The following is a 21,523-nucleotide window of genomic DNA, read 5'->3' as shown; positions in this document are numbered from 1 at the left end:
GAGGGCGATGATGGAACACAAGATCACAATCATGAAATATCAGACGATGTTTCCGGGGATGACAAAAAAGCTGTTCGATGAGAAAGAGAGATTCTATCAGATTGCAGTCATCAGCATCAGACTGGATGAACTCCAGACAAAAGGTGCGGTACTGCAGAAAATGGGAAAACCAACAAAGAGCGGCACTAGAATGACGTTTGCACCGGTGCGGAGTGCTGGAGAGTATGAGGCAGAGATGCAGCGGATTCTGGAAGATGGGAAAAAGTTGGGTCTGAAATTTGAAAAGAAAAAGGAGGAAAAGTAATGGAGAGCAGTGAAGTTGTAAAAATCAGAGTAGAGAATATATATCCGCATCCGGATAATCCGAGAAAAGACCTCGGAGATGTGACGGAGCTGGCGGAATCAATGAAGAAGCATGGAGTTATGCAGAATCTGACGGTTATTCCGGCGAGTGCGCTGACAGCAGACCCGGAAGACCAGCCGGACGCTGACAAGGTTTCAGTAATCAGTGATTTCCATGCACTGATAGGCCATAGAAGACTGGAGGCGGCAAAATTAGCAGGCCTGGTAGAAGTTCCATGCCAGATTAGAAGCAAGATTTCCCGTAAAGAGCAGGTAGGTATCATGCTGTTGGAGAATATTCAACGTGAAGACCTTACCATCCAGGAGCAGGCCCAGGGATTCCAGATGATGCTCGATTTGGGAGATACGGAAGACCAGATTGCAGAAAAGACCGGATTCAGTAAATCAACCGTCCGGCATAGGCTGAATATTGCGAAGCTGGACCAGGAGAAATTGAAAGAGAAGCAGCAGGACGATGCTTTTCAGCTCACATTGAAAGACCTGTACGAACTGGAGAAAATCAAGGATGTAGAGATGCGAAATGAGATTCTGGATAAGGCCAGCAGTTCCAGAGATATTGTGAGCCGGGTTCAGAATGAGATTACAAATGCCAAGAAGAAAGAGAATGCAAAGAAGCTCAAAGCGAAGCTGAAAAAGATGGGAGTAGAGAAAGCACCGGAGCAGTATTCGCAGCAGATGTACAATGGGAAATGGAAAACAGTGATTGAGTTCAACTTAGCAGACGATGTTCCGGATGAAATCAATCTGCCAGAGCAGAAAGGGCAGATGTACTGGTATGAGATGTGGCGAGATTTGAGAATCGTTACGAAAGCTCCGAAGGAAAAAAAAGAAGCCGACAAAAGAAGAACTGGCGAAGAAAGAGCAGGAAAGAAAGTCGAAGGAAATAAAAGAGATTTTGAAGGGAAGTGCCACCAGAAGGAAGGAATTTATTGCTGGAATTATCTCTGGAAAAATCCCGGCTCTTAAAGACGAAAATGCAGCGAGAGAAAAAATCTGGGATGCCCTGGTGCTGATTGGTTATGGTCTGTACGGTTCGGTTGCGAGAGGCTTTTTCTTGGAGGGCGATGAGTGGAAGTACAGTGAAGAAGAGAGAAAGCAGGCAAATGAGACATTCAAAGGATTGAGCATCACACATCAAATGCTTGTGTTTCTGCATGGGTCGATGATTACTGTAGGAGAAACCTATGATTATAGCGGACGCTACGCCAAAGAAAAGGCGGATAAACTGCTGAAAGGGTATGAAGCCCTCGAACTGTTTGGGTGGTTCTTTGAGATGGATGAGGAGAAGCAAGTTCTGGACGGAACAAGTGAGTTATTTGCACCTGCGGAAGAAAAGTAAACTACTGACTTGCCAACTGGCGCAAAGTCGGTTATTATAATAGGAAGAAGAAGCTACAAAGTAGCGGTACATAAGTAGTGAAATGAAGGCACGCCCTCTACATGGGGGATGCCATGATGATCGAATAAGATTTAAAATTACTTTTTATATAAATAATATCCCAACGGATCGCAGCATGGAAACATGCATTATTACAGGATCTGTTGGGATATTATTTTTTGTTATGCTATTTATTCTTCACTGTCAGAGCCTTCCGATGTAGCGGATGAAGAATCCGCGGCAGGAATCGCAGCACTGCATTCCTCTATCTTGGATTTGATCCTGGATGCCTCATCTCCGGATGCAGGAGTTGGCTGATAATTGTTGTAGCCATCTGCGGAAGAAATAGAACAGGGAATGATATTGGTCACGTTATCAGCCTGTACGCCTTCTGAGGTGACAGTGAAGGTCTGCTGGAAGATCATGGTGTCCATATCACTTGGAGAACTGTTTCCTCCAAAACAGAAATTGCCAAGACTGTAGACGATGTTTTTTCCTTTATAGGTTTCGATTCCCTGGAGTACATGCGGATGATGGCCACATACCAGATCTGCACCTTCATCGATAGCAAGACGGCCAAGGGTCATCTGATTGGTATCAGGAACTGTTTCGGTCTCATTGCCCCAGTGGAAGATCACAACTATAAGCTCTGCTCCATCTGCTTTGACCTTTGCGATATTATCTTTCAGCTGCTGTTCGCGCCCAAGATGATCCTTCAGCTCATAAATTCCGACAAGACCAACTTTGATTCCCTTGATGTCCATAACTGCAGTATCATCATAACCGAAGTGTGTAATGCCTGCATTATCCAGAGCAGTCAGAGTATCCGTGTAGCTCTGCTCTCCGTAATCGTGGCTGTGATTGTTTGCAGTGTTTACGGCTTCAACGGAACCGCTGGTGAGTATCTGAGCATATTCGGCGGGTGCTTTAAATGCAAAGGTTTTATCTTCTCTGGCATCGGAATCAGTGAGAGTTCCTTCAAAATTGGCGATCGTCAGGTCATCTGCCTCAAAGATGCTTTTTACATTCTTAAAGAAATAATCTTTGCCGTTGTTATCGTAGCATGCGTTCAGACTTGTGTCATAATCAAAGGTCTCATCGGTACCCAACGTGCAGTCCCCGACTACGCTGAGCGTCAGTGAAACGGGATCTTTCACAGCAGCAGCTTCTTCTTTTGCCTTTTTTGCGGCCTCCTCTTCCTGGGCCTTTTGCAAAGCGGCGGCTTCTGCAGCTTTCCGGGAAGAAATGCATGCACGTGCGGAAAAAATGATCACAAGAACAAGTATGATCAGGATCCCGCCAGCTGCAAGAAACATTTTCTGACGGCGTACCTGGTAATATCTGGATTTTTTGCTGATGTCATTCCTGCGAGTCCCGGTGGAATGTGAACGGGAATTACGGGATGCAGAACCAGAATGCTTCCGCCGTGCTTCCCGTGCTCTGGCGGCTTCTCTGCGTGCCTGCTCTGGATCATGGCCATGAGGCGGCCGCCTTTGATTGTCGTTTGCCATTCTTTTTCTCCTTCGTATGTAAAGATATCTTTATTATAGAAAGAATGGTAAGTATTGTAAAGAAAGAATCGCGGACTTTTCAGAAAAAGAAGTTTTTGATATAATAATTAGGCCAAAAGGCAGAAATATAAACTACAGGGAGATGGTGCTGATATGATATTATATATCGGAAATCATACAAGTTCGTCCAAAGGCTATGCTGCCATGGGGCGTCAGATGCTGAAAAACGGTGGAAACACGTTTGCTTTTTTTACCCGCAATCCCAGAGGAGGCAAGGCAAAAGAGATCGATCCTGCAGATGTGGAAAGATTTCTGGAGCTTTCCAGGGAAAATCATTTTGGAAAGCTGGTGGCACATGCACCGTATACCATGAATGCCTGTGCCGCAAAAGAAAATCTGAGAGATTTTGCAAGAGAGATCATGGCAGATGATCTGAAACGTATGGAATATACACCGGGAAATTATTATAATTTTCACCCGGGCAGTCATGTAGGGCAGGGAACTGAGACGGGAATTACCAAAATTGCGGAAATCCTCAATGATGTCCTTACAGAAGAACAGAGTACGACCGTCCTTCTGGAAACTATGTCCGGCAAGGGTTCGGAAGTAGGAGCAACGTTTCAGGAGCTTCGTGATATCATTGACAGGGTGGAAAAAAATAATAAACTGGGTGTCTGCCTGGATACCTGTCATGTATGGGATGGCGGTTATGATATTGTCCATGATCTGGATGGTGTTCTTGATGAGTTTGACCGGGTGATCGGCCTTTCCAGATTGAAGGCTGTTCATCTTAACGACAGTATAAACGGACTGGGCAGTCATAAGGATCGTCATGCAAAGATCGGCGAAGGTCAGATCGGCCTGGATGCACTTGTGAATGTGGTGTGCCATCCGGCTCTTGAGGGAATTCCCTTTATTCTGGAGACACCAAATGATGATGAAGGATGGAAAAGAGAAATTGCACTTTTACGAGAACGATATTCCATGAAAGGAGATTGATCCATGAAAAAGTTCAGATATTTTATCCTGGTGCTTGCTGGGGTGGCAGCGATGATGCTGGGAGGATGCAAAGATAAGGAAAAATATGATGAATCCGCTTTTCAGGATGACCTGGAACCTTTGAGTGAGGATGAAGTGGAGGCCATGGACCAGAATGGTGACGATGAGATGGCAGTAGCTGATGAAAGCGACCTGGAGCAGCTGCAGGATTCTGAAAATGCTGCAGGAGCAGGAGATACAGATGGGTCCGATTCATCGGATGCAGCAGACTCGCAGAGCGAAAAGAAACTGGATGAAAATGGCACCTATACAGATAAAGATGAAGTGGCCCAGTACATTTATGAGTATGGCCATGTACCCTCCAATCTTACTGCTGCAGACTATGATAATGCAGACAGTATGCTTCCGGTAGAGGAGGGCGTCACCTATCAGCAGTGCAGCCTCGATGATGCAGGGAAACAGAAGCTGATCTTCACTCAGGATGCAAAGCGCATTTATTACACAGACGATGACGGACAGTCTTTTGACGAGATCTATTAAAATCAAAAGAACAAAATAAGCCCCCGGATACAGATAAACGATCAGTATCCGAGGGGCTTATTTTGTGTGTCAGGGCTGAGACCGATCAGTGGACCAGATTTTTCATTTCAGCTCCAACCATAAAAGCTTTTGCGTTTTCCAGGGTTGTCTCCGCAATATTGGTCAGTGCTTCTACCGTAAAGAATCCCTGATGTGAGGTCATGGTCACATTTGGGAAGGACAGAAGACGCTGGATCGTGGAAGTAGGAAGAATGCTGCTTGACATGTCTTCATATACATATGCGGATTCTTCTTCGTAAACATCCAGACCAACGGCGAAGAATTTGTGATCACGGATACCTGCGATCAGATCATCTGTTTTGATCAGTCCACCTCTGGAGGTATTTACAAGGATCACACCATCTTTCATTTTTGCAATCGTTTCGGAGTTGATCAGATGCTCTGTTTCCGGAGTCATCGGACAGTGCAGACTGATCAGATCACTGGTGGAAAGAAGTTCATCCAGTGAAACATACTCCAGAAAGTCAAGATTTTTATTAGGGAAAAGATCATAAGCAATTACCTTCATGCCAAAGCCGCGACAGATTTTTGCCATTGCCTGACCGATTTTTCCGGTGCCGATGATGCCGGCAGTTTTCTGATAAAAGTTAACGCCCATGAGACCGTTCAGTGCAAAGTTATTTTCACGGCATTTGATATATGCCTTGTGGGTGTGCCGGTTGGCGGTAAGAGCCAGTGCCATGGCGTGTTCGGCAACTGCTTCCGGAGAATAACCGGGAACACGTGCCACCTGGATCCCGCATTTTGCTGTAGTTTCCAGATCAACATTATTGTATCCGGCACAGCGCATCAGGATCAGTTTTACACCCTGGCGGTGAAGTTCTTCAATGACCGGTGCGCCGAGATCTGCATTTACAAATGCACAGATGGCATCGTAGCCGTGGGCAAGAGCTGCGGTTTCTTCATGGATATTTGCTTCAATGAATTTAATTTCAATGCCTGGATAAGATGGAAGCAGCTTCTCAAAAAATTCCCTATCGTAGCTCTTGGTGTCATAAAACAAAATTTTCATAATCGTTGCTCCTCTCTGGAAATAATTATTTTCCGAAAAAATAATACCATAATAGTAGGAATTTGGAAAGTGGGAAAAATGATAAAATTTATCAAAAAAATGGTTTCATTTTGGAATTATGATATCCATAATAAATAAAAAATATACGAAATACAAAAAAAGAGAGCATTTTATGCACTGTCATCTGATGGAACAGATGTTGTGATACATGAAAATGCTCTCTGTCTGGATATAAGATAATTATTCTGCCAGACTATAAAGATCGGAATAGAATTCCGGATAGGAGATGTTGACACATTCTCCGTTTTTGATGGAAAGTGTTCCCTCACAAAGCAGTCCTGCTACTGCAAAAGACATGGCTACACGGTGATCCAGATGAGAATCGATCTCTGCGCCATGAAGGGCTTTTCCACCATGAATGATCATGCCATCTTCGGTTTCCTGGATCTCTGCGCCCATTTTCCGAAGATTTTCCGTCATAACCTGGATGCGGTCGGACTCTTTGACACGAAGCTCCTGTGCATCCCGGATAACAGTGGTTCCTTCTGCAAAAGCTGCCATAACGGCGATCATCGGAAGTTCATCGATCAGAGTAGGAATGATCGCGCCCTCTATTGTGGTCCCGTGAAGCGCAGAGGAGCGGATCAGAAGATCGGCAGTAGGTTCGCCCTCTGTGGTTTCATTAAGAAGTGTGATATCTGCTCCCATGGCCCTGCATACACGGAGGATGCCGTCACGGGTCGGATTGATCCCCACATTTTTCAGAAGGATCTCACTGTTGGGAACAAGAAGACCTGCTGCGATAAAATAAGCTGCAGAAGAGATATCTCCCGGAACCAGGATCTCACGTCCGTAAAGAGATGGGTCCGGTTTGATGGATGCTGTTGTTCCCTCTGCGGTTACATTGGCGCCAAAGTAATTCAGCATGATCTCCGTGTGATTTCTGGAAAGGACCGGCTCTGTTACACGGGTAATGCCGTCAGCGTACATTCCGGCAAGAAGTACGCAGGATTTTACCTGGGCAGATGCTACAGGAGAATTGTAGTGGATGGCATGGAGCTTTTTTCCGGAGATCTTAAGCGGTGCACATCCGTTTCCGTTGAGACTTACGATATCGGCACCCATTTGGGAAAGCGGAGTCATGATCCGTTTCATAGGGCGTTTCTGGATGGAAGCATCGCCGGTAAGCTCTGATACAAAGTCCTGTCCTGCAAGGATTCCGGAGATGAGGCGGGTGGTAGTACCGCTGTTACCGACGTCAAGAGTCTCTGACGGAGCACTGAGACCATGGAGACCTTTTCCGTGGACCAGGATCTCTCCTTCTGTATTTTCAATGTTAATACCCATTTTCCGGAAACAGGAAATAGTGGAGAGACAGTCTGCACCCTCCAGAAAATTTGTGATCCGGGTAGTGCCTTCTGCAAGAGAGCCGAACATGACAGCTCTGTGAGAAATGGATTTATCTCCGGGAATGGCAAGAGAGCCGGATAATTTTTTTGCTTTTTTGATTTCCATATTAGTACCTGCCTGTATTGTTATTTTTAAAATTCATAGCAGCAGATCGGATATCTGCTGCCGTTTATATATCAGCGTTCGCAGATCTTGTAATTACGTTTTGTAAGAAGCACTTTAGCCTGCTCCAGAGCTGCGTCTGTATAAAATTCGATTTTCAGAACGCCATCTTCAAATTCTCGGTTGTGGATAATACCGATATTTTTGATGCTGACCTTTTCTGTTGCAAGGATGGTTGCAATGGTTGCAATGGCACCGGCCTCATCTGCCACATCGATATAAAGGACATAGGAGCGGGGGATCAGGCTGTTGTCTACAATGTCAATGGAGTCACGGTAATCCTTGGAGCTTGCAAACATGTCAAAGATGTTGTCGGCTTCTTTGTTGTCAATGGAACAGCGGATCTGGATCAGCATACGGATAAATTCATCCAGAACCGTGGAAATGTTTTTCTGATTTTCCAGACAGATCTGTTCCCACATAACCGGTGAAGAAGAGGCAATACGTGTGATATCACGGAAACCGCCGGCTGCGATCATTTTCATATACTGGGCGTCGTTATCCAGAAGATTTACAAGATTTACAAGAGCGGAAGCTACGATATGAGGAAGGTGGCTGACTCCTGCCGTGATGAAATCATGTTCTTCTGCAGTGATAACAAGGGGGATCGCACCAAGAGAGGAGATCAGTTCTGTGAAATCAGAAATCTTTTCCAAAGCAACTTCTCCTCCCGGAGTGATGATATAATAAGCATTTTCCAGAAGATGATCACTGGAATTGGAAAAACCGCTGCGTTCGGAGCCTGCCATAGGATGACCGCCGATGAAGCGTCCTTCAAGTCCGAGCTCGGTTACTTTTTCGTGTATAACGCTTTTTACACTGCCTACATCTGTGAGGATACAGTTCTTTCCAAGAGAATCTTTGATCTTTTCCATGTATTCCACATTAAATTCTACAGGTGCACAGAGAAAAAGATAATCACAGTTATATAACTGCTCATCGTCAATATCACAGATCCCGTTGATCACGTTTAAACTGACTGCCTCTGCCAGAGCACTTCTGTCTTTGTCAAAGGCAAGCAGGCGATAATCCGGGTGAAATTTTCGTATGGTTCTGGCAATGGAGCCGCCGATCAGTCCAAGGCCGATAAAACCTATGGTTTTCATAGTACTTCAGAGTCCTTTCAAGTTACTTTTTACTTTTATTCTTTAATAGTGTAAATCACGACTATATTGTAAAAGAAAGTGTGAAAAATGTCAACAAATGTTAGCGGAAACAGGAAGGCCATTTTTGTAGCTGTTTACCGTAATGTTTTGCGAACAGGGAAGAGTAATAGAAAGTTACTGTTCATTGGTAATATTCCGCGAGGTGTTTTTTGTGAGCGAAGGTCACGGAAAACCCGAGACATACCGCGCGAATTTATGCGATCAGCATAAATTCTGTGCATCGCGAAGCGTGTTGCTGAGAACGGAGTGAACAGTAACAATAGAAAAAGGCTTGAGAAATCGGAGATTTCGGACGTATAATATAATAAGAAAAAAACAATATAAGATACAGAGGAGAATTTATCATGAAATATCAGTCAGTTATGGATCTTCACACACATACCGTAGCCAGCGGACATGCATACTGCACACTTCGCGAGATGGCCAGGGCTGCTTCCGATAAAGGTCTTGAACTCCTGGGAATCACAGAGCATGCACCGAAAATGCCCGGAACCTGTCATAAGTTTTATTTCCAGAATATAAAGGTAGTACCCCGTGAAATGTACGGGATCCAGCTGCTTCTGGGTTCGGAGGTAAATATCCTGGATGCGGCGGGAACGGTAGATCTTGAGCAGAAAACCCTGGAGAAGCTGGACGTGGTCATTGCAAGTCTTCATGTTCCATGCATCAGACCAGGCAGCAGACAGGAGAATACGGAGGCCTATCTTAATGCTATGAAGAATCCGTGTGTCAATATCATCGGACATCCGGATGACGGAAGATACAATATCGATTATGAGGCGCTTGTACAGGGAGCCAGAGAATACGGTAAAGTCCTGGAGCTGAACAACCACTCCATGGACCCTGACTGTAACCGTGAGAATGCAGTAGAGAATGATACCATCATGCTGGAATACTGCAAAAAATATCGGGTACCTGTGGTTATGGACAGTGATGCCCATTTTGATCTTCTGATCGGGGAATTTGATCTTGCCAGAGACCTTCTGACCAAACTGGATTTTCCGGAAGAGCTGGTACTGAACCGTTCTGTGGATGCCGTGAAAAAGTATGTAAACCGGAAATTCTGAAAGATAGACGACTGTTCTGTATTAATTGACGGTAATACGAAAAACTTTCTGAAAAAAAGTTGTCAAAATTGAATAAAATACTTGAAATTTGCATGGAAATTTAGTAAAATGTGAACATATTAAGTAAGACAAACAGGGAGGTATTACATATGGACGTTTTCAGAACAGACCGAATCAGAAATGTAGTCCTATTAGGTCATGGTGGCGCAGGCAAAACAACACTGGCTGAGGCAATGGCTTATCTGGCAGGTATGACCAGCAGACTCGGACGTGTTGAGGATGGCAATACTGTCAGCGATTATGACAAGGAAGAAATAAAGAGACATTTTTCCATCACAACTTCTTTGATTCCGGTACCATGGGATAAGATGAAAGTAAATGTGCTGGATACACCTGGATATTTCGATTTTGTGGGAGAAGTAGAGGAAGCAGTCAGTGCCGCAGATGCAGCGATCATCGTTGTTTCCGGTAAGGCCGGTGTTCAGGTAGGAACACAGAAGGCATGGAATCTCTGCGAGAAATATAAACTTCCGCGTATGATCTTTGTTACAGATATGGATGTGGATGATGTCAGCTATCGTGAGGTTGTGGAAGAGCTGACAGAGCTGTATGGCAAGAGAATCGCTCCCCTTCATTTTCCGATCCGTGAGGACGGCAAGTTCGTAGGATATGTCAATGTTGTGAAACAGGCTGGAAGAAGATACATTGACAAGGCCGGCAAGGAAGAATGCCCGGTTCCTGATTACCTGACCGAATACCTGGAGAAATACCATGAAACTCTGATGGAGTCTGTTGCAGAGACCAGCGAAGAATTTATGGATCGTTATTTTGAGGGAGATACCTTCTCCGTAGCAGAGGTTTCCGCCGCTATTGCAACCAATGTACAGGATGGAAGTATTGTTCCGGTATGCATGGGATCACCGGTGAACCTTCGCGGTGTATCTAACCTTCTGGATGATATCTGCGGTTACTTCCCAAGCCCAAGCGGACGTTCCTGCAATGGTATCGCACAGAAGACTAACGAGATCTTTGAGGCCAATTATGACTTTGCCAAGGCAAAATCGGCCTATGTATTTAAGACCATCGCGGATCCGTTCCTTGGTAAATATTCTCTGATCAAGGTATGCTCCGGTGTGCTGAAATCCGATGATACACTTCTTAATGTAGAGAAAGGAACAGAGGAGCGTGTAAACAAGCTTTATGTCATGGAAGGTTCCAAACCGATCGAAGTTCCGGAGCTTTTTGCAGGGGATATCGGTGCCATTGCCAAGCTTGGCAGTGTACAGACCGGTGACAGCCTTGCAACCAAGGCGAATCCGATCCTTTATCCGAAGGCTGTACTTTCCACACCATATACATATAAGAGATTTAAGGCAGTGAAGAAGGGCGATGAGGATAAGATCGCACAGTCCCTTGCCAAGATGATGACAGAGGACAGAACTCTTAAGGTTGTCAATGACAGTGCTAACCGCCAGAGCCTGATCTATGGTATGGGCGATCAGCATCTGGATATCGTTGTCAGCAAGCTGAAAGAACGCTATAAAGTAGATGTGGAACTTTCCAAACCGAAGGTTCCGTTCCGTGAGACACTTCGCAAGAAGTCAGATGTAGAAGGCAAACATAAGAAACAGTCCGGCGGACACGGACAGTATGGTCATGTTAAGATGCGCTTTGAGCCATCCGGCGATCTGGAAACACCTTATGTATTTGAGCAGGTAGTTGTAGGTGGTGCAGTTCCGAAGAATTACTTCCCTGCAGTTGAAAAAGGTCTTCAGGAATGCGTTCTGAAAGGCCCTCTGGCTGCATATCCGGTAGTTGGTGTGAAAGCAACCCTTTATGATGGATCTTATCATCCGGTAGATTCTTCTGAGATGGCATTTAAGATGGCAACGATCCTTGCCTTCAAGAAGGGCTTTATGGAGGCTTCTCCTGTACTTCTTGAGCCGATCATCTCCATGAAGGTTACCGTTCCGGATAAATATACCGGTGATGTTATGGGTGATCTGAACAAGAGACGTGGCCGTGTTCTTGGAATGAATCCGGATCACGAAGGAAATACCATTATTGAGGCAGATGTTCCGCTGCTTGAGATTTATGGTTATTCCACAGTACTTCGTTCCATGACCGGTGGAAGCGGAGATTTCTCCTATGAGTTTGCACGCTATGAGCAGGCTCCGAGTGATATCCAGGAGAAAGAAATCGCAGCACGTGCAAGTAAGGTCGACGGCGCTGACGAATAAACAGAGATATTTTTTGAGGGCAGAATAAAGAGTTGACAGGCTGCAGCATTTGCTGTAGCCTGTTTTTAGATGCATTCGTGAATAAGCAGTCAGAGAAACGAATTGTGCTCATACAGGTTATTGAAGTATGAGCAAAAAAGAAAAGAGAGAGGACAAAAAATGTTAGTATGTGATTATATCGTGGAACAGATTGACGGAGATTATGCACATTTGAAGCGTGTGGACCAGCCGGAGGAGGAACTGAAAGTAGTTGCCAGAGCATTACTTCCGGCAGAAATCTATGAGGGCTGTGAGCTTCATTATGAGCTGATGCAGTATTCAATGAAATGATAAGGCTGCAGGATATCGCGGATATGGCAGGTGTCAGTCGTACAACCGTATCCAATGTGATCAATGGAAATACAAAACGGGTTTCACAGAGCACCATTGACCGGATCACGGCGATCCTGAAGGAGCAGAATTATGTTCCCCACATGGGATCTGTGATGCTATCTGGACACGGCTCAAGGATCATTGGAGTGGTTCTTGGTTTTTCCTTCATTCATGGTATGCAGTCTCTGCAGGATTCTTTTGTGGGAGAGATCACCGGAACGCTGCAGGTCGAAGCAGAAAACAGAGGCTATTATATTATGCTCATTGGCGGTGAACGGATCGATAATGTGGTAGATATGGCATCCCGTTGGAATGTAGAGGGTCTTATCATTATAGGGTATAATGAAGAACAGTATCATCAGCTTTCCAGAAAGCTGAATAAAAAAATGGTATTGATCGATGCCTATCCGAAGGGTGGATATAGCTTTCAGAATGTAGGAGTGGATGATTATTCCGGCGGATATCAGATCGGGGAATATCTGCATTCCTGTGGATACCACCGGGCACTTTTTGTTGCGGAAACAGAGCAGGACAGTGATTATGCCAGATGGCTTGGATTTAAACAGGCTATGGAAAAAAATGGCGGCTTCTGCAGCCGCTCCCGCTATGTGGTGGTTCCCCAGGAACCCCGGCGCAGACTGAAAAAATATGAAGAGCTGCTGCCTCATTTTCTGGAGACAAAGGCACTGGCATTTTCTTCGGATTACATAGCTGTGGAGGCCATCAATTTTTTTACAGACAGGGGAATCCGGATTCCGGATCAGATTTCCATTACCGGTTTTGATGATAATTTTTATGCGCAGATCGTCAGGCCAAAGCTGACCACCATTCATCAGGATGTTCATCAGAAAGCAGTTCTGGCCTTGCGGAAGCTGCTTCTTATGGCAGAGGGAAAGGAACCTGCCGAAAAAAATGTAAAAAGCCCTGTCTGGCTTGTAAAGAGAGATTCTGTAAAAGAGTAGCAGGATCTCTTTTTTTATGTTGTGATGACTTTTCCTGGCACATCATCGAAATACGGTTGGAAATTATTTTTAGAGGCCAGTAGTGCTTTATTGTTAAAACTGCATAAAAAAAACAGAAAAGTTTGGAAGTAATTTAAGTTTCACGAGAAACTTATTGATTTTAAAGGTGGGATAGGATATGCTGATTTCAGAATCAACAGAAAAAGGAGGCAATTTACCATGAAAAAAAACTGGTGGAAAGAAAGCGTGGTATATCAGATCTACCCGAGAAGTTTTAAGGACAGCAACGGAGACGGAATTGGTGATATTCCCGGGATCATAGAAAAACTAGACTATCTGAAAGAACTGGGAGTAAATGTTCTCTGGATCTCACCCATGCTGGAATCTCCGCAGGATGACAATGGCTATGATATTTCCGATTACCGCAGGATCTATAAAGAATATGGAACCATGGAGGATTATGAAAAGCTTCTTGAAGAAGCGCATAAACGGGGCATTAAGATCCTCATGGATCTGGTCGTAAACCATACTTCCGATGAACACAACTGGTTTATTGAAAGCAGGAAATCCAAAGATAATCCTTACAGGGATTACTATATCTGGAGAGAGCCGGTGAATGGAAAAGAACCGAATAACTGGGGAAGTGCGTTCGGAGGACCTGCATGGGAGTATGATCCTCAGACAGAGATGTATTATCTTCACCTGTTTTCAAGAAAACAGCCGGATCTGAACTGGGAAAATGAAAAGGTTCGTCAGGAAGTTTACGATATGATGAATTTCTGGTGTGAAAAAGGAATCGACGGTTTCCGAATGGACGTGATCAGCATGATCTCCAAGGATCAGTCATATCCGGATGGAGAAATGAATGGAGGATTATACGGTGATTTTGGTCCTTACTGCGTCCATGGCCCGAGGATCCATGAGTTTCTTCAGGAAATGAACAGAGAGGTTTTATCCCGATACGATGTGATGACAGTTGGAGAAACCTCCGGTGTGACTATCGAAGAGGCACAGAAATATGCAGGTGAGGACAGGAATGAGCTGAACATGGTGTTTCAGTTTGAGCATGTAGAGGATCAGGGATCAGACCATGGTAAATGGACTACCGAGAAATACGATTTCCAGGAATTTAAAAAGGTTATGATCAAATGGCAGGAAGAGCTTGCGGGAAAAGCATGGAACAGTCTGTTTTTTGGAAATCATGACCAGCCAAGAAGTGTTTCCAGATTTGGAAATGATAATCCGGCATACAGGGAAACTTCAGCCAAGATGCTGGCAACCTGTCTTCATATGATGCAGGGAACTCCTTATGTTTATCAGGGAGAAGAGCTTGGAATGACCAATGCTTATTTTACAGAGCTTAAGGATTATCGTGATATCGAGAGTATTCAGTATTTCCATGAATATACAGAAGCAGGTATTTATACACCGGAATATATGATGAAGTGCCTGATGCTGAGAGGACGTGACAATGCCAGAACACCAATGCAGTGGGAGGATTCTCATCAGGCCGGCTTTACGGAGGGAACGCCGTGGATCAGGGTAAACTCTAATTATAAGGAGATCAATGCGAAGCAGCAGCTTTCAGATCCGAATTCTATTTTCCATTATTATCAGAAGCTGATCCGTTTAAGAAAAGAAAAGCCGGTGATCGTTTACGGTGTTTTTGAGGCACTTTACAGAGATCATGATCAGATTTTTGCATATACCAGAACCCTTGAGGGAGAGAAGCTTCTCACAGTCTGCAATTTCAGTGAGCATGTGGCAGAAATGGAAATTCCGGAAGAATTTCAGAAAAATGCAGAATGTCTGATCACAAATCTTGGAAGAAAGGATTTTGGAAAGAAAGTGGTCCTGAAACCTTATGAGGCATTTGTTCTTTACAGAAATCTGTAACAGGAGAGGGAAAAATGATAAAAAAATATGTATATGGAGAGCCCTTTGAGACTGAGGCACTGACAGAAAACATTGAGACAGCAGAAGGAAAGCCAGGATATGGAGAAATCTGTGCAGAAGATGGATTTTCTTTTACTTATATCATGGATGAAGAGGATATCGTCTACGGATTGGGAGAATCCAACCGCGGTATCAACAAGAGAGGATTCATTTACACCAGTAACTGTACCGATGATCCGGAGCATACAGAGGATAAACATTCCCTGTACGGTGCACATAATCTTATCATTGTGTCCGGAAAAGAAACCTTTGGAATGTTTTTTGACTATCCGGCAGCGATCACCTTTGACATTGGCTATACCAGAATGGATACCATGAAGGTAACCTGCGAAAATGCAGACCTGAAGCTTTATGTGATCGAAGGGGAGAGTCCCTATGATATTGTAAAGCAGTTCCGTCATGTGATCGGAAGAAGCTATATCCCGCCGAAATTTGCCTTTGGATTTGGCCAGAGCAGATGGGGCTATACTACAAAAGAGGATTTCCGGAAGGTTGCAGCTGGATATCGTGAAAATCATATTCCTATTGATATGATCTATATGGATATTGATTATATGCAGTCTTATAAGGACTTTACATTAAGTGAAGAGAATTTTCAGGATTTTCCGGAATTCGTAAAGGAACTGAAGGATCAGGATATCCGTCTGATCCCGATCATCGATGCCGGCGTCAAGGTAGAGCCGGGATACGATGTTTATGAGGAGGGTGTCAAAAACCGCTACTTCTGCCAGAGAGAGGACGGCAGTGATTTTGTAGCTGCTGTATGGCCGGGGGATACTCATTTTCCGGATGTATTGAACAAAGATGCCAGAAAATGGTTCGGTGACAAATACCGTTTCCTGATCGAGAAGGGAATCGACGGTTTCTGGAACGATATGAATGAGCCGGCGATCTTCTATTCCACAGAGGGAATGAAAGAGGTCAAAGAGCTTGCAGGAGAATTTGCAAAAGATACGGAAGGAAAGATCCATATCTGGAAGATGCAGAGTGCACTTCGCAATGTTGCAAACAATCCGGAAGATTATCGGAGATTTTACCATAATGTGGATGGCAGAAAGATCCGCCATGACAAAGTCCATAACCTGTTTGGCTACAATATGACCCGAGCAGCAGGGGAGGCTTTTGAACGGATCGATCCGGAAAAACGTTTTCTGATGTTCTCCAGATCATCCTATATTGGTATGCATCGTTATGGTGGGATCTGGACCGGCGATAATAAATCCTGGTGGGCTCATATCCTTTTGAACCTGAAGATGATGCCATCTCTGAATATGTGTGGTTTCCTGTATGCAGGAGCAGATCTGGGTGGATTTGGTGCTGATACAACAAGAGAACTGCTGCTTCGTTTCCTGGCACTTGGAGTATTCACACCGCTGATGCGTGATCATACAGCAATCGGTACCAGAGAGCAAGAATGCTACCAGTTTGAAAATGTGGAAGATTTCCGTCATGTGATCGGTGTAAGATATCGTCTTATTCCATATCTTTACAGTGAATATATGAAGGCGGCTCTGAACGATGATATGTATTTCCGGCCGTTGGGCTTTGTTTATCCGGAGGATAAGATTGCCGTACATGTGGAAGACCAGCTGCTTCTTGGAAATGAGATCATGATCGCTCCGGTTTATGAACAGAACGCAAGAGGCCGTTATGTATATCTTCCGGAGGAGATGAAGTTTGTGAAATTCCTTCCGGATGGAACCATTGCAGAGGAGATCCTTGAAAAGGGTGTTCATTATGTAGAGGTGGCTCTGAATGAGATTCCGTTGTTTATACGGAAGGGAAAATGTATTCCGGTTGCAGAAGCAGCGGAATGTGTGGCAGCTCTGGATACAAAAAATATGCAGCTTCTCGGATATGAAGGTGCGGAGTATACCTTATATGAGGACGATGGGGTCCATAAGGATTACGACAGAGAAGAAAATTACCGTGTTCTGAAAAAATAAAGTCAGCAAAATGAAATATAAATTTCTGTGTTACATCATTTACGTTAAACAGTATAAAGAATACAGGATGTGAACAGTTGATAAACAGAAAAGCCGTAAGTATATGTGAAAGTTTCTTAAACATATATCTTACGGCTTTTGCTATTGTTGCTTTACATAAGATGTTTTATGTAAAGCAATTCGCATTCTGTTTAAATAACACTTCAGAAAGATTTGTTTATGCTTCTTCCTCAATCTGGATAACATTTTTCAGTACAGAGCAGCATGCCATGTCACCGATAACATTGACACAGGTGGCGCCCATATCACAGAGGGTATTGATGCTGATATAAACACCAAGAACTCCGGCAGGAAGTCCGGCCATAGTTGCCAGTGCTGCGAAAGATGCGATAGCACCACCGGGAACACCTGGAGTACCAACGGAAAGCAGTACGTTTGCAAGAAGGATAATGATCATAAGAGGAATACTTACATGGATCCCGCAGGCGTTTGCAAAGAACATGATCATAAAGGACATCAGGATAGATACAGCATCCATATTAACGGTAGCACCAAGAGGAATGGCGATGCTGGTGATCTGGTTGGATACGCCCATTTCTTCTTCCATACACTGCTTGCTTAATGGAATGGTTGCGGAGCTTGAGCAGGTTCCGAAGGCGTTCAGTGCTGCTGGCAGGATCGCTTTCAGGAATTTCAGCGGACTCTGTTTGCCGATCAGCTTTACAGAGAAACCATACACTACAATAGCGAAGCCAAAGAATGCCACATACAGAATGACAAGCTGTGTTGCAAGGGAAATGATCGTTTCAGTTCCGTTGGCTTCCACAACCGGTACGATGGTACAGAAAACACCGATGGGTGTAAAGTACATGATGGTTGTGATGATCTTCAGGCATACTTCATTGATGGAATCAATCAGATTAAGGAATGGAGTTCCTTTTTCACCGACTGCGATCAGTGTGAAACCGATGATCAGGGCAAACACCAGAACCTGGAGCATGTTTCCGTCAGCAAATGCGGCGATTGGGTTGGAAGGGATCAGGTTTTTCAGGGTGTCAAGGATACTGCTCATTTCTGTAGCCTGGATATCGGCTGTTGCCATCTCAAATTTGACTCCCTTTCCGAGATGGATCAGTCTCGGGATGATCAGTCCGCACAGGCTGGCAAGTGCCGTTGTGCAGAGAAAATAGATCATGGATGCTGCAGTGATCTTGCCGGTAGTACGTGCGTTTCCGATGGAACAGATTCCAATGACAATGGAACAGAAGACCATGGGAAAGATCATCATGTTCAGGGCGTTCATGTAGATACTTCCGATCAGACTGGTCACAGTGAGGACAGGTTCAAACCGTCCGGCCAGGAAAAGTCCTGTGAGGATACCCAGGATCAGTCCTGTAAAGATCGCACCGGTAATATGCTTCCGGTACCAGGAATAAAAAGATTTCATTTATGCGTTCCCTCCTAAGATAAATATGTATGGTATGTATAATATAGGAAAATACATGCAGGAAATTATATCATGTGAAAAAAGAAGCGTCAACTAAACCAGGCCAGGATTGCAGGTTCATGTATATTTTGATGGAAAAGGGCTGTTTTTGGATTTTTGTTTGACAAATACATCATAAGTAGTTAAAATTAATAGCAGTGTGTGAAAGCATTAAAGTATTAATACTGAGTAATTTGTCAGGAGGAATAAAAAAATGGCTGCACCTTATAACCATAGAGCCATCGAAGCGAAATGGCGCACAAACTGGGAGAAAAAGCCGGTAAATGTCAATGATGGCAAGAAACCGAAATACTACTGTCTGGATATGTTCCCGTATCCGTCCGGAAACGGTCTTCATGTAGGACACTGGAGAGGCTATGTGATCTCTGATGTATGGAGCCGCTATAAAATGCTTCAGGGTTATTACCTGATCCATCCGATGGGATGGGACGCTTTTGGTCTCCCGGCTGAGAACTATGCCATCAAGATGGGTGTTCATCCGGCAGTATCTACAGCAGCAAACATCAAAAATATCAAACGTCAGATCAACGATATCGCAGCGATCTATGACTGGGATATGGAGGTTAACACAACAGATCCGGAATTCTATAAATGGACACAGTGGATCTTTGTAAAAATGTTCAAAGAGGGGCTTGCATATGAGAAGGAGTTCCCGATCAACTGGTGCCCTTCCTGTAAGACAGGTCTTGCAAATGAAGAGGTTGTAAACGGATGCTGCGAGCGTTGTGGCACTCCGGTTACCAAAAAGAACCTCCGTCAGTGGATGCTCCGCATCACAAAATATGCAGACAGACTTTTAAGTGATCTGGATAAACTGGACTGGCCGGAGAAGGTTAAAAAGATGCAGACAGACTGGATCGGCAAATCCTACGGCGCAGAGGTCGATTTCCCGGTTGAGGGAAGAGAAGAGAAGATCACGGTCTATACAACAAGACCGGATACTCTTCATGGAGCAACATTCATGGTACTTGCACCGGAGCATGCTCTTGCAAAATCTCTTGCAACAGACGAGACAAGAGAGGCTGTAGAGAAATATATCTTTGACGCTTCCATGAAATCCAATGTAGACCGTCTTCAGGATAAAGAGAAGACCGGTGTGTTCACAGGTACTTATGCGATCAATCCGCTGAACGGTGAGAAGCTTCCAATCTGGCTTTCTGACTATGTACTTGCTGATTATGGTACAGGTGCTATCATGTGTGTACCTGCTCATGATGACCGTGACTTTGAGTTCGCAAAGAAATTCGATATTCCGATCATCCAGGTTATCGCAAAAGATGGTAAAGAAATTCAGAATATGACAGAAGCTTACACAGAGGCTTCCGGAACCATGATCAACTCCGGTGAGTGGAATGGAATGGAATCTTCCGTACTGAAGAAGGAAGCACCGCATATCATCGAGAAGCTGGGTATCGGACGTAAGACTGTCAACTACAAACTGAGAGACTGGGTATTTTCCCGCCAGCGTTACTGGGGTGAGCCGATCCCGATCGTACACTGCCCGAAATGCGGTGCGGTACCGGTACCGGAGGATCAGCTTCCGTTAAGACTTCCGGAGGTAGAAAGCTACCAGCCGACAGGAACCGGAGAGTCACCGCTTGCAGCTATTGACGAGTGGGTAAATACCACATGCCCATGCTGTGGTGCTCCTGCAAAACGTGAGACAAACACCATGCCTCAGTGGGCAGGATCTTCCTGGTATTTCCTCCGTTATGTAGATAATAAGAATAATAAAGAACTGGTTTCCAAAGAGAAAGCTGATAAATATCTGCCGGTAGATATGTATATCGGTGGTGTAGAGCATGCTGTTCTTCATCTTCTGTACTCCAGATTCTACACCAAGTTCCTGTATGATATCGGAGCTATTGATTTCGATGAGCCGTTTGTCAAGCTGTTCAACCAGGGTATGATCACAGGTAAAAACGGAATCAAGATGAGTAAATCCAAAGGAAATGTTATTTCACCGGATGATCTTGTAAATGATTACGGATGTGATTCCTTACGTATGTATGAGCTGTTCGTAGGACCGCCGGAACTGGATGCAGAATGGGATGACAGAGGAATCGATGGTGTATCCAGATTCCTGAAACGTTTCTGGAATCTGGCTCTTGACAGCATTGAGAAAGATATCCCGGCTACCAAAGAGATGGAGAAGACCCGTCATAAGATGGTATACGATATCACCAGCAGACTTGAGGCCTTCAGCCTGAATACCGTAGTGTCCGGATTTATGGAATACACAAACAAGCTGATCGCTATCGCAAAGCAGAACGACGGCGCTGTTGACAAAGAAACCATCGAGACAGTTACCATTCTTCTTGCGCCATTTGTTCCTCATATTGCAGAGGAGATCTGGGAGAAGCTTGGTCATGAGGATTCCGTTTTCCATGCACAGTGGCCGGCTCACGATGAGGAGCTTATGAAGGATGATGAGATCGAGGTTCCGGTTCAGATCAACGGCAAGACCAAGGCTGTTATCAGTATTCCGGCAGAAATCTCCAAAGAAGATGCGATTGCCGAAGGAAAGAAGGCAGTTGCAGATAAGATTTCCGGAAATATCATCAAAGAGATTTACGTACCGAAGAAGATCATCAATATCGTAGTAAAGTAATAAGATAAATCAAAAACACCCGAAGCAGGGCGGAAGATATTTCTGCCTTTGCCAGGGTGTTTTTTATATGGATAAACATCGTAAAATCGGTAAGTATGCACAAAAATAACGAATGTTATTTAGAATAAATGCCAATAATATTTAGGCATTTTAACAGATTTGCCTAGTTTTTGGTCATACCAATTATATTGCCTATTGTTATTCAAATGGAAAAAACGTACAGTAACACCATGAGTCAGGCAAAGATAGTAAGAAAGCTTT

At 44.4% G+C, this 21,523-nt stretch carries 17 protein-coding genes; 12 read left to right on the top strand and 5 right to left on the bottom strand.

Features of this window, described 5'->3' with window-relative positions; all coding sequences use genetic code 11:
- The first annotated feature begins 10 nt into the window (after window positions 1-10).
- The 3 genes from NE671_RS02465 to NE671_RS02455 are packed head-to-tail and all read left to right on the top strand — an operon-like array spanning window position 11 to window position 1,702.
- Window positions 11-304 (top strand): hypothetical protein, encoded by a 294-nt coding sequence (locus tag NE671_RS02465; RefSeq protein ID WP_117687970.1) that lies wholly within the window; start codon window positions 11-13, stop codon window positions 302-304.
- Window positions 304-1,329, top strand: a complete 1,026-nt coding sequence (locus NE671_RS02460) for a ParB/RepB/Spo0J family partition protein (RefSeq protein ID WP_256163608.1) — start codon at window positions 304-306, stop codon at window positions 1,327-1,329. The genes NE671_RS02465 and NE671_RS02460 overlap by 1 nt, the downstream gene beginning before the upstream one ends.
- Window positions 1,259-1,702: a hypothetical protein gene (locus NE671_RS02455; protein ID WP_256163607.1), complete on the top strand. Its 444-nt coding sequence runs from the start codon at window positions 1,259-1,261 to the stop codon at window positions 1,700-1,702. Before NE671_RS02460 ends, NE671_RS02455 begins: the two co-directional genes overlap by 71 nt.
- Before the next feature lie 230 nt (window positions 1,703-1,932).
- On the opposite strand, the gene NE671_RS02450 is transcribed toward NE671_RS02455, so the two are convergent.
- The gene (locus NE671_RS02450; RefSeq protein ID WP_021652645.1) at window positions 1,933-3,057 is read right to left on the bottom strand and encodes a CapA family protein; all 1,125 of its coding nucleotides are present in this window, start codon (window positions 3,055-3,057) and stop codon (window positions 1,933-1,935) included.
- 348 nt (window positions 3,058-3,405) lie between these two features.
- Between NE671_RS02450 and NE671_RS02445 the strand changes: the two genes are divergently transcribed.
- Both NE671_RS02445 and NE671_RS02440 read left to right on the top strand, forming a co-directional pair.
- The gene (locus NE671_RS02445) at window positions 3,406-4,251 is read left to right on the top strand and encodes a deoxyribonuclease IV (RefSeq protein ID WP_092069943.1); all 846 of its coding nucleotides are present in this window, start codon (window positions 3,406-3,408) and stop codon (window positions 4,249-4,251) included.
- 3 nt (window positions 4,252-4,254) lie between these two features.
- Window positions 4,255-4,791 (top strand): ribonuclease domain-containing protein, encoded by a 537-nt coding sequence (locus tag NE671_RS02440; protein ID WP_118608050.1) that lies wholly within the window; start codon window positions 4,255-4,257, stop codon window positions 4,789-4,791.
- 85 nt (window positions 4,792-4,876) lie between these two features.
- Here NE671_RS02440 and NE671_RS02435 read toward each other — a convergent pair whose 3' ends face one another.
- The 3 genes from NE671_RS02435 to NE671_RS02425 all read right to left on the bottom strand — a co-directional run bounded on the left by NE671_RS02435 (window position 4,877) and on the right by NE671_RS02425 (window position 8,541).
- Window positions 4,877-5,863 (bottom strand): 2-hydroxyacid dehydrogenase, encoded by a 987-nt coding sequence (locus NE671_RS02435; RefSeq protein ID WP_118608049.1) that lies wholly within the window; start codon window positions 5,861-5,863, stop codon window positions 4,877-4,879.
- Window positions 5,864-6,103: 240 nt separating this feature from the next.
- A complete protein-coding gene (aroA, locus tag NE671_RS02430; protein ID WP_256163605.1) occupies window positions 6,104-7,378 on the bottom strand; it encodes a 3-phosphoshikimate 1-carboxyvinyltransferase in 1,275 nt (424 codons plus the stop codon).
- A gap of 71 nt (window positions 7,379-7,449) precedes the next feature.
- On the bottom strand, window positions 7,450-8,541 hold the full coding sequence (locus tag NE671_RS02425; RefSeq protein WP_015525209.1) for a prephenate dehydrogenase: 1,092 nt from the start codon (window positions 8,539-8,541) through the stop codon (window positions 7,450-7,452).
- Window positions 8,542-8,945: 404 nt separating this feature from the next.
- Between NE671_RS02425 and NE671_RS02420 the strand changes: the two genes are divergently transcribed.
- From NE671_RS02420 to NE671_RS02395, 6 genes are all read left to right on the top strand, one after another.
- A complete protein-coding gene (locus NE671_RS02420; RefSeq protein WP_118608048.1) occupies window positions 8,946-9,668 on the top strand; it encodes a phosphatase in 723 nt (240 codons plus the stop codon).
- A gap of 149 nt (window positions 9,669-9,817) precedes the next feature.
- Complete coding sequence (locus tag NE671_RS02415; protein ID WP_092069951.1) at window positions 9,818-11,908, top strand: elongation factor G; 2,091 nt, start codon at window positions 9,818-9,820, stop codon at window positions 11,906-11,908.
- A gap of 159 nt (window positions 11,909-12,067) precedes the next feature.
- Complete coding sequence (locus NE671_RS02410; RefSeq protein ID WP_015525206.1) at window positions 12,068-12,238, top strand: hypothetical protein; 171 nt, start codon at window positions 12,068-12,070, stop codon at window positions 12,236-12,238.
- The gene (locus NE671_RS02405) at window positions 12,235-13,242 is read left to right on the top strand and encodes a LacI family DNA-binding transcriptional regulator (RefSeq protein ID WP_256163603.1); all 1,008 of its coding nucleotides are present in this window, start codon (window positions 12,235-12,237) and stop codon (window positions 13,240-13,242) included. Before NE671_RS02410 ends, NE671_RS02405 begins: the two co-directional genes overlap by 4 nt.
- Window positions 13,243-13,461: 219 nt before the next feature.
- Window positions 13,462-15,138 (top strand): glycoside hydrolase family 13 protein, encoded by a 1,677-nt coding sequence (locus NE671_RS02400; protein ID WP_256163602.1) that lies wholly within the window; start codon window positions 13,462-13,464, stop codon window positions 15,136-15,138.
- A gap of 14 nt (window positions 15,139-15,152) precedes the next feature.
- Window positions 15,153-17,144, top strand: a complete 1,992-nt coding sequence (locus NE671_RS02395) for a glycoside hydrolase family 31 protein (protein ID WP_022426496.1) — start codon at window positions 15,153-15,155, stop codon at window positions 17,142-17,144.
- 217 nt (window positions 17,145-17,361) lie between these two features.
- On the opposite strand, the gene NE671_RS02390 is transcribed toward NE671_RS02395, so the two are convergent.
- The gene (locus NE671_RS02390) at window positions 17,362-18,591 is read right to left on the bottom strand and encodes a dicarboxylate/amino acid:cation symporter (RefSeq protein ID WP_015525202.1); all 1,230 of its coding nucleotides are present in this window, start codon (window positions 18,589-18,591) and stop codon (window positions 17,362-17,364) included.
- 253 nt (window positions 18,592-18,844) lie between these two features.
- On the opposite strand from NE671_RS02390, the gene leuS reads away from it, so the two are divergent.
- The gene (gene leuS, locus NE671_RS02385; RefSeq protein WP_022426495.1) at window positions 18,845-21,262 is read left to right on the top strand and encodes a leucine--tRNA ligase; all 2,418 of its coding nucleotides are present in this window, start codon (window positions 18,845-18,847) and stop codon (window positions 21,260-21,262) included.
- Window positions 21,263-21,523: the final 261 nt, after the last annotated feature.

Origin of the sequence: Blautia sp. DFI.9.10 (assembly GCF_024461705.1) — a bacterium.
Classification (GTDB): domain Bacteria; phylum Bacillota; class Clostridia; order Lachnospirales; family Lachnospiraceae; genus Blautia_A; species Blautia_A fusiformis.
This window is presented reverse-complemented; position numbering and strand designations above follow the sequence as displayed.

Bases quoted from the DNA above. Each gene is read 5' to 3' on its own strand.
- NE671_RS02465 (WP_117687970.1), top strand. From the start codon at position 11: ATGGAACACAAGATCACAATCATGAAATATCAGACGATGTTTCCGGGG.
- NE671_RS02460 (WP_256163608.1), top strand. From the start codon at position 304: ATGGAGAGCAGTGAAGTTGTAAAAATCAGAGTAGAGAATATATATCCG.
- NE671_RS02450 (WP_021652645.1), bottom strand. From the start codon at position 3,057: ATGTTTCTTGCAGCTGGCGGGATCCTGATCATACTTGTTCTTGTGATC.
- NE671_RS02445 (WP_092069943.1), top strand. From the start codon at position 3,406: ATGATATTATATATCGGAAATCATACAAGTTCGTCCAAAGGCTATGCT.
- NE671_RS02440 (WP_118608050.1), top strand. From the start codon at position 4,255: ATGAAAAAGTTCAGATATTTTATCCTGGTGCTTGCTGGGGTGGCAGCG.
- NE671_RS02435 (WP_118608049.1), bottom strand. From the start codon at position 5,863: ATGAAAATTTTGTTTTATGACACCAAGAGCTACGATAGGGAATTTTTT.
- aroA (WP_256163605.1), bottom strand. From the start codon at position 7,378: ATGGAAATCAAAAAAGCAAAAAAATTATCCGGCTCTCTTGCCATTCCC.
- NE671_RS02425 (WP_015525209.1), bottom strand. From the start codon at position 8,541: ATGAAAACCATAGGTTTTATCGGCCTTGGACTGATCGGCGGCTCCATT.
- NE671_RS02420 (WP_118608048.1), top strand. From the start codon at position 8,946: ATGAAATATCAGTCAGTTATGGATCTTCACACACATACCGTAGCCAGC.
- NE671_RS02415 (WP_092069951.1), top strand. From the start codon at position 9,818: ATGGACGTTTTCAGAACAGACCGAATCAGAAATGTAGTCCTATTAGGT.
- NE671_RS02410 (WP_015525206.1), top strand. From the start codon at position 12,068: ATGTTAGTATGTGATTATATCGTGGAACAGATTGACGGAGATTATGCA.
- NE671_RS02405 (WP_256163603.1), top strand. From the start codon at position 12,235: ATGATAAGGCTGCAGGATATCGCGGATATGGCAGGTGTCAGTCGTACA.
- NE671_RS02400 (WP_256163602.1), top strand. From the start codon at position 13,462: ATGAAAAAAAACTGGTGGAAAGAAAGCGTGGTATATCAGATCTACCCG.
- NE671_RS02395 (WP_022426496.1), top strand. From the start codon at position 15,153: ATGATAAAAAAATATGTATATGGAGAGCCCTTTGAGACTGAGGCACTG.
- NE671_RS02390 (WP_015525202.1), bottom strand. From the start codon at position 18,591: ATGAAATCTTTTTATTCCTGGTACCGGAAGCATATTACCGGTGCGATC.
- leuS (WP_022426495.1), top strand. From the start codon at position 18,845: ATGGCTGCACCTTATAACCATAGAGCCATCGAAGCGAAATGGCGCACA.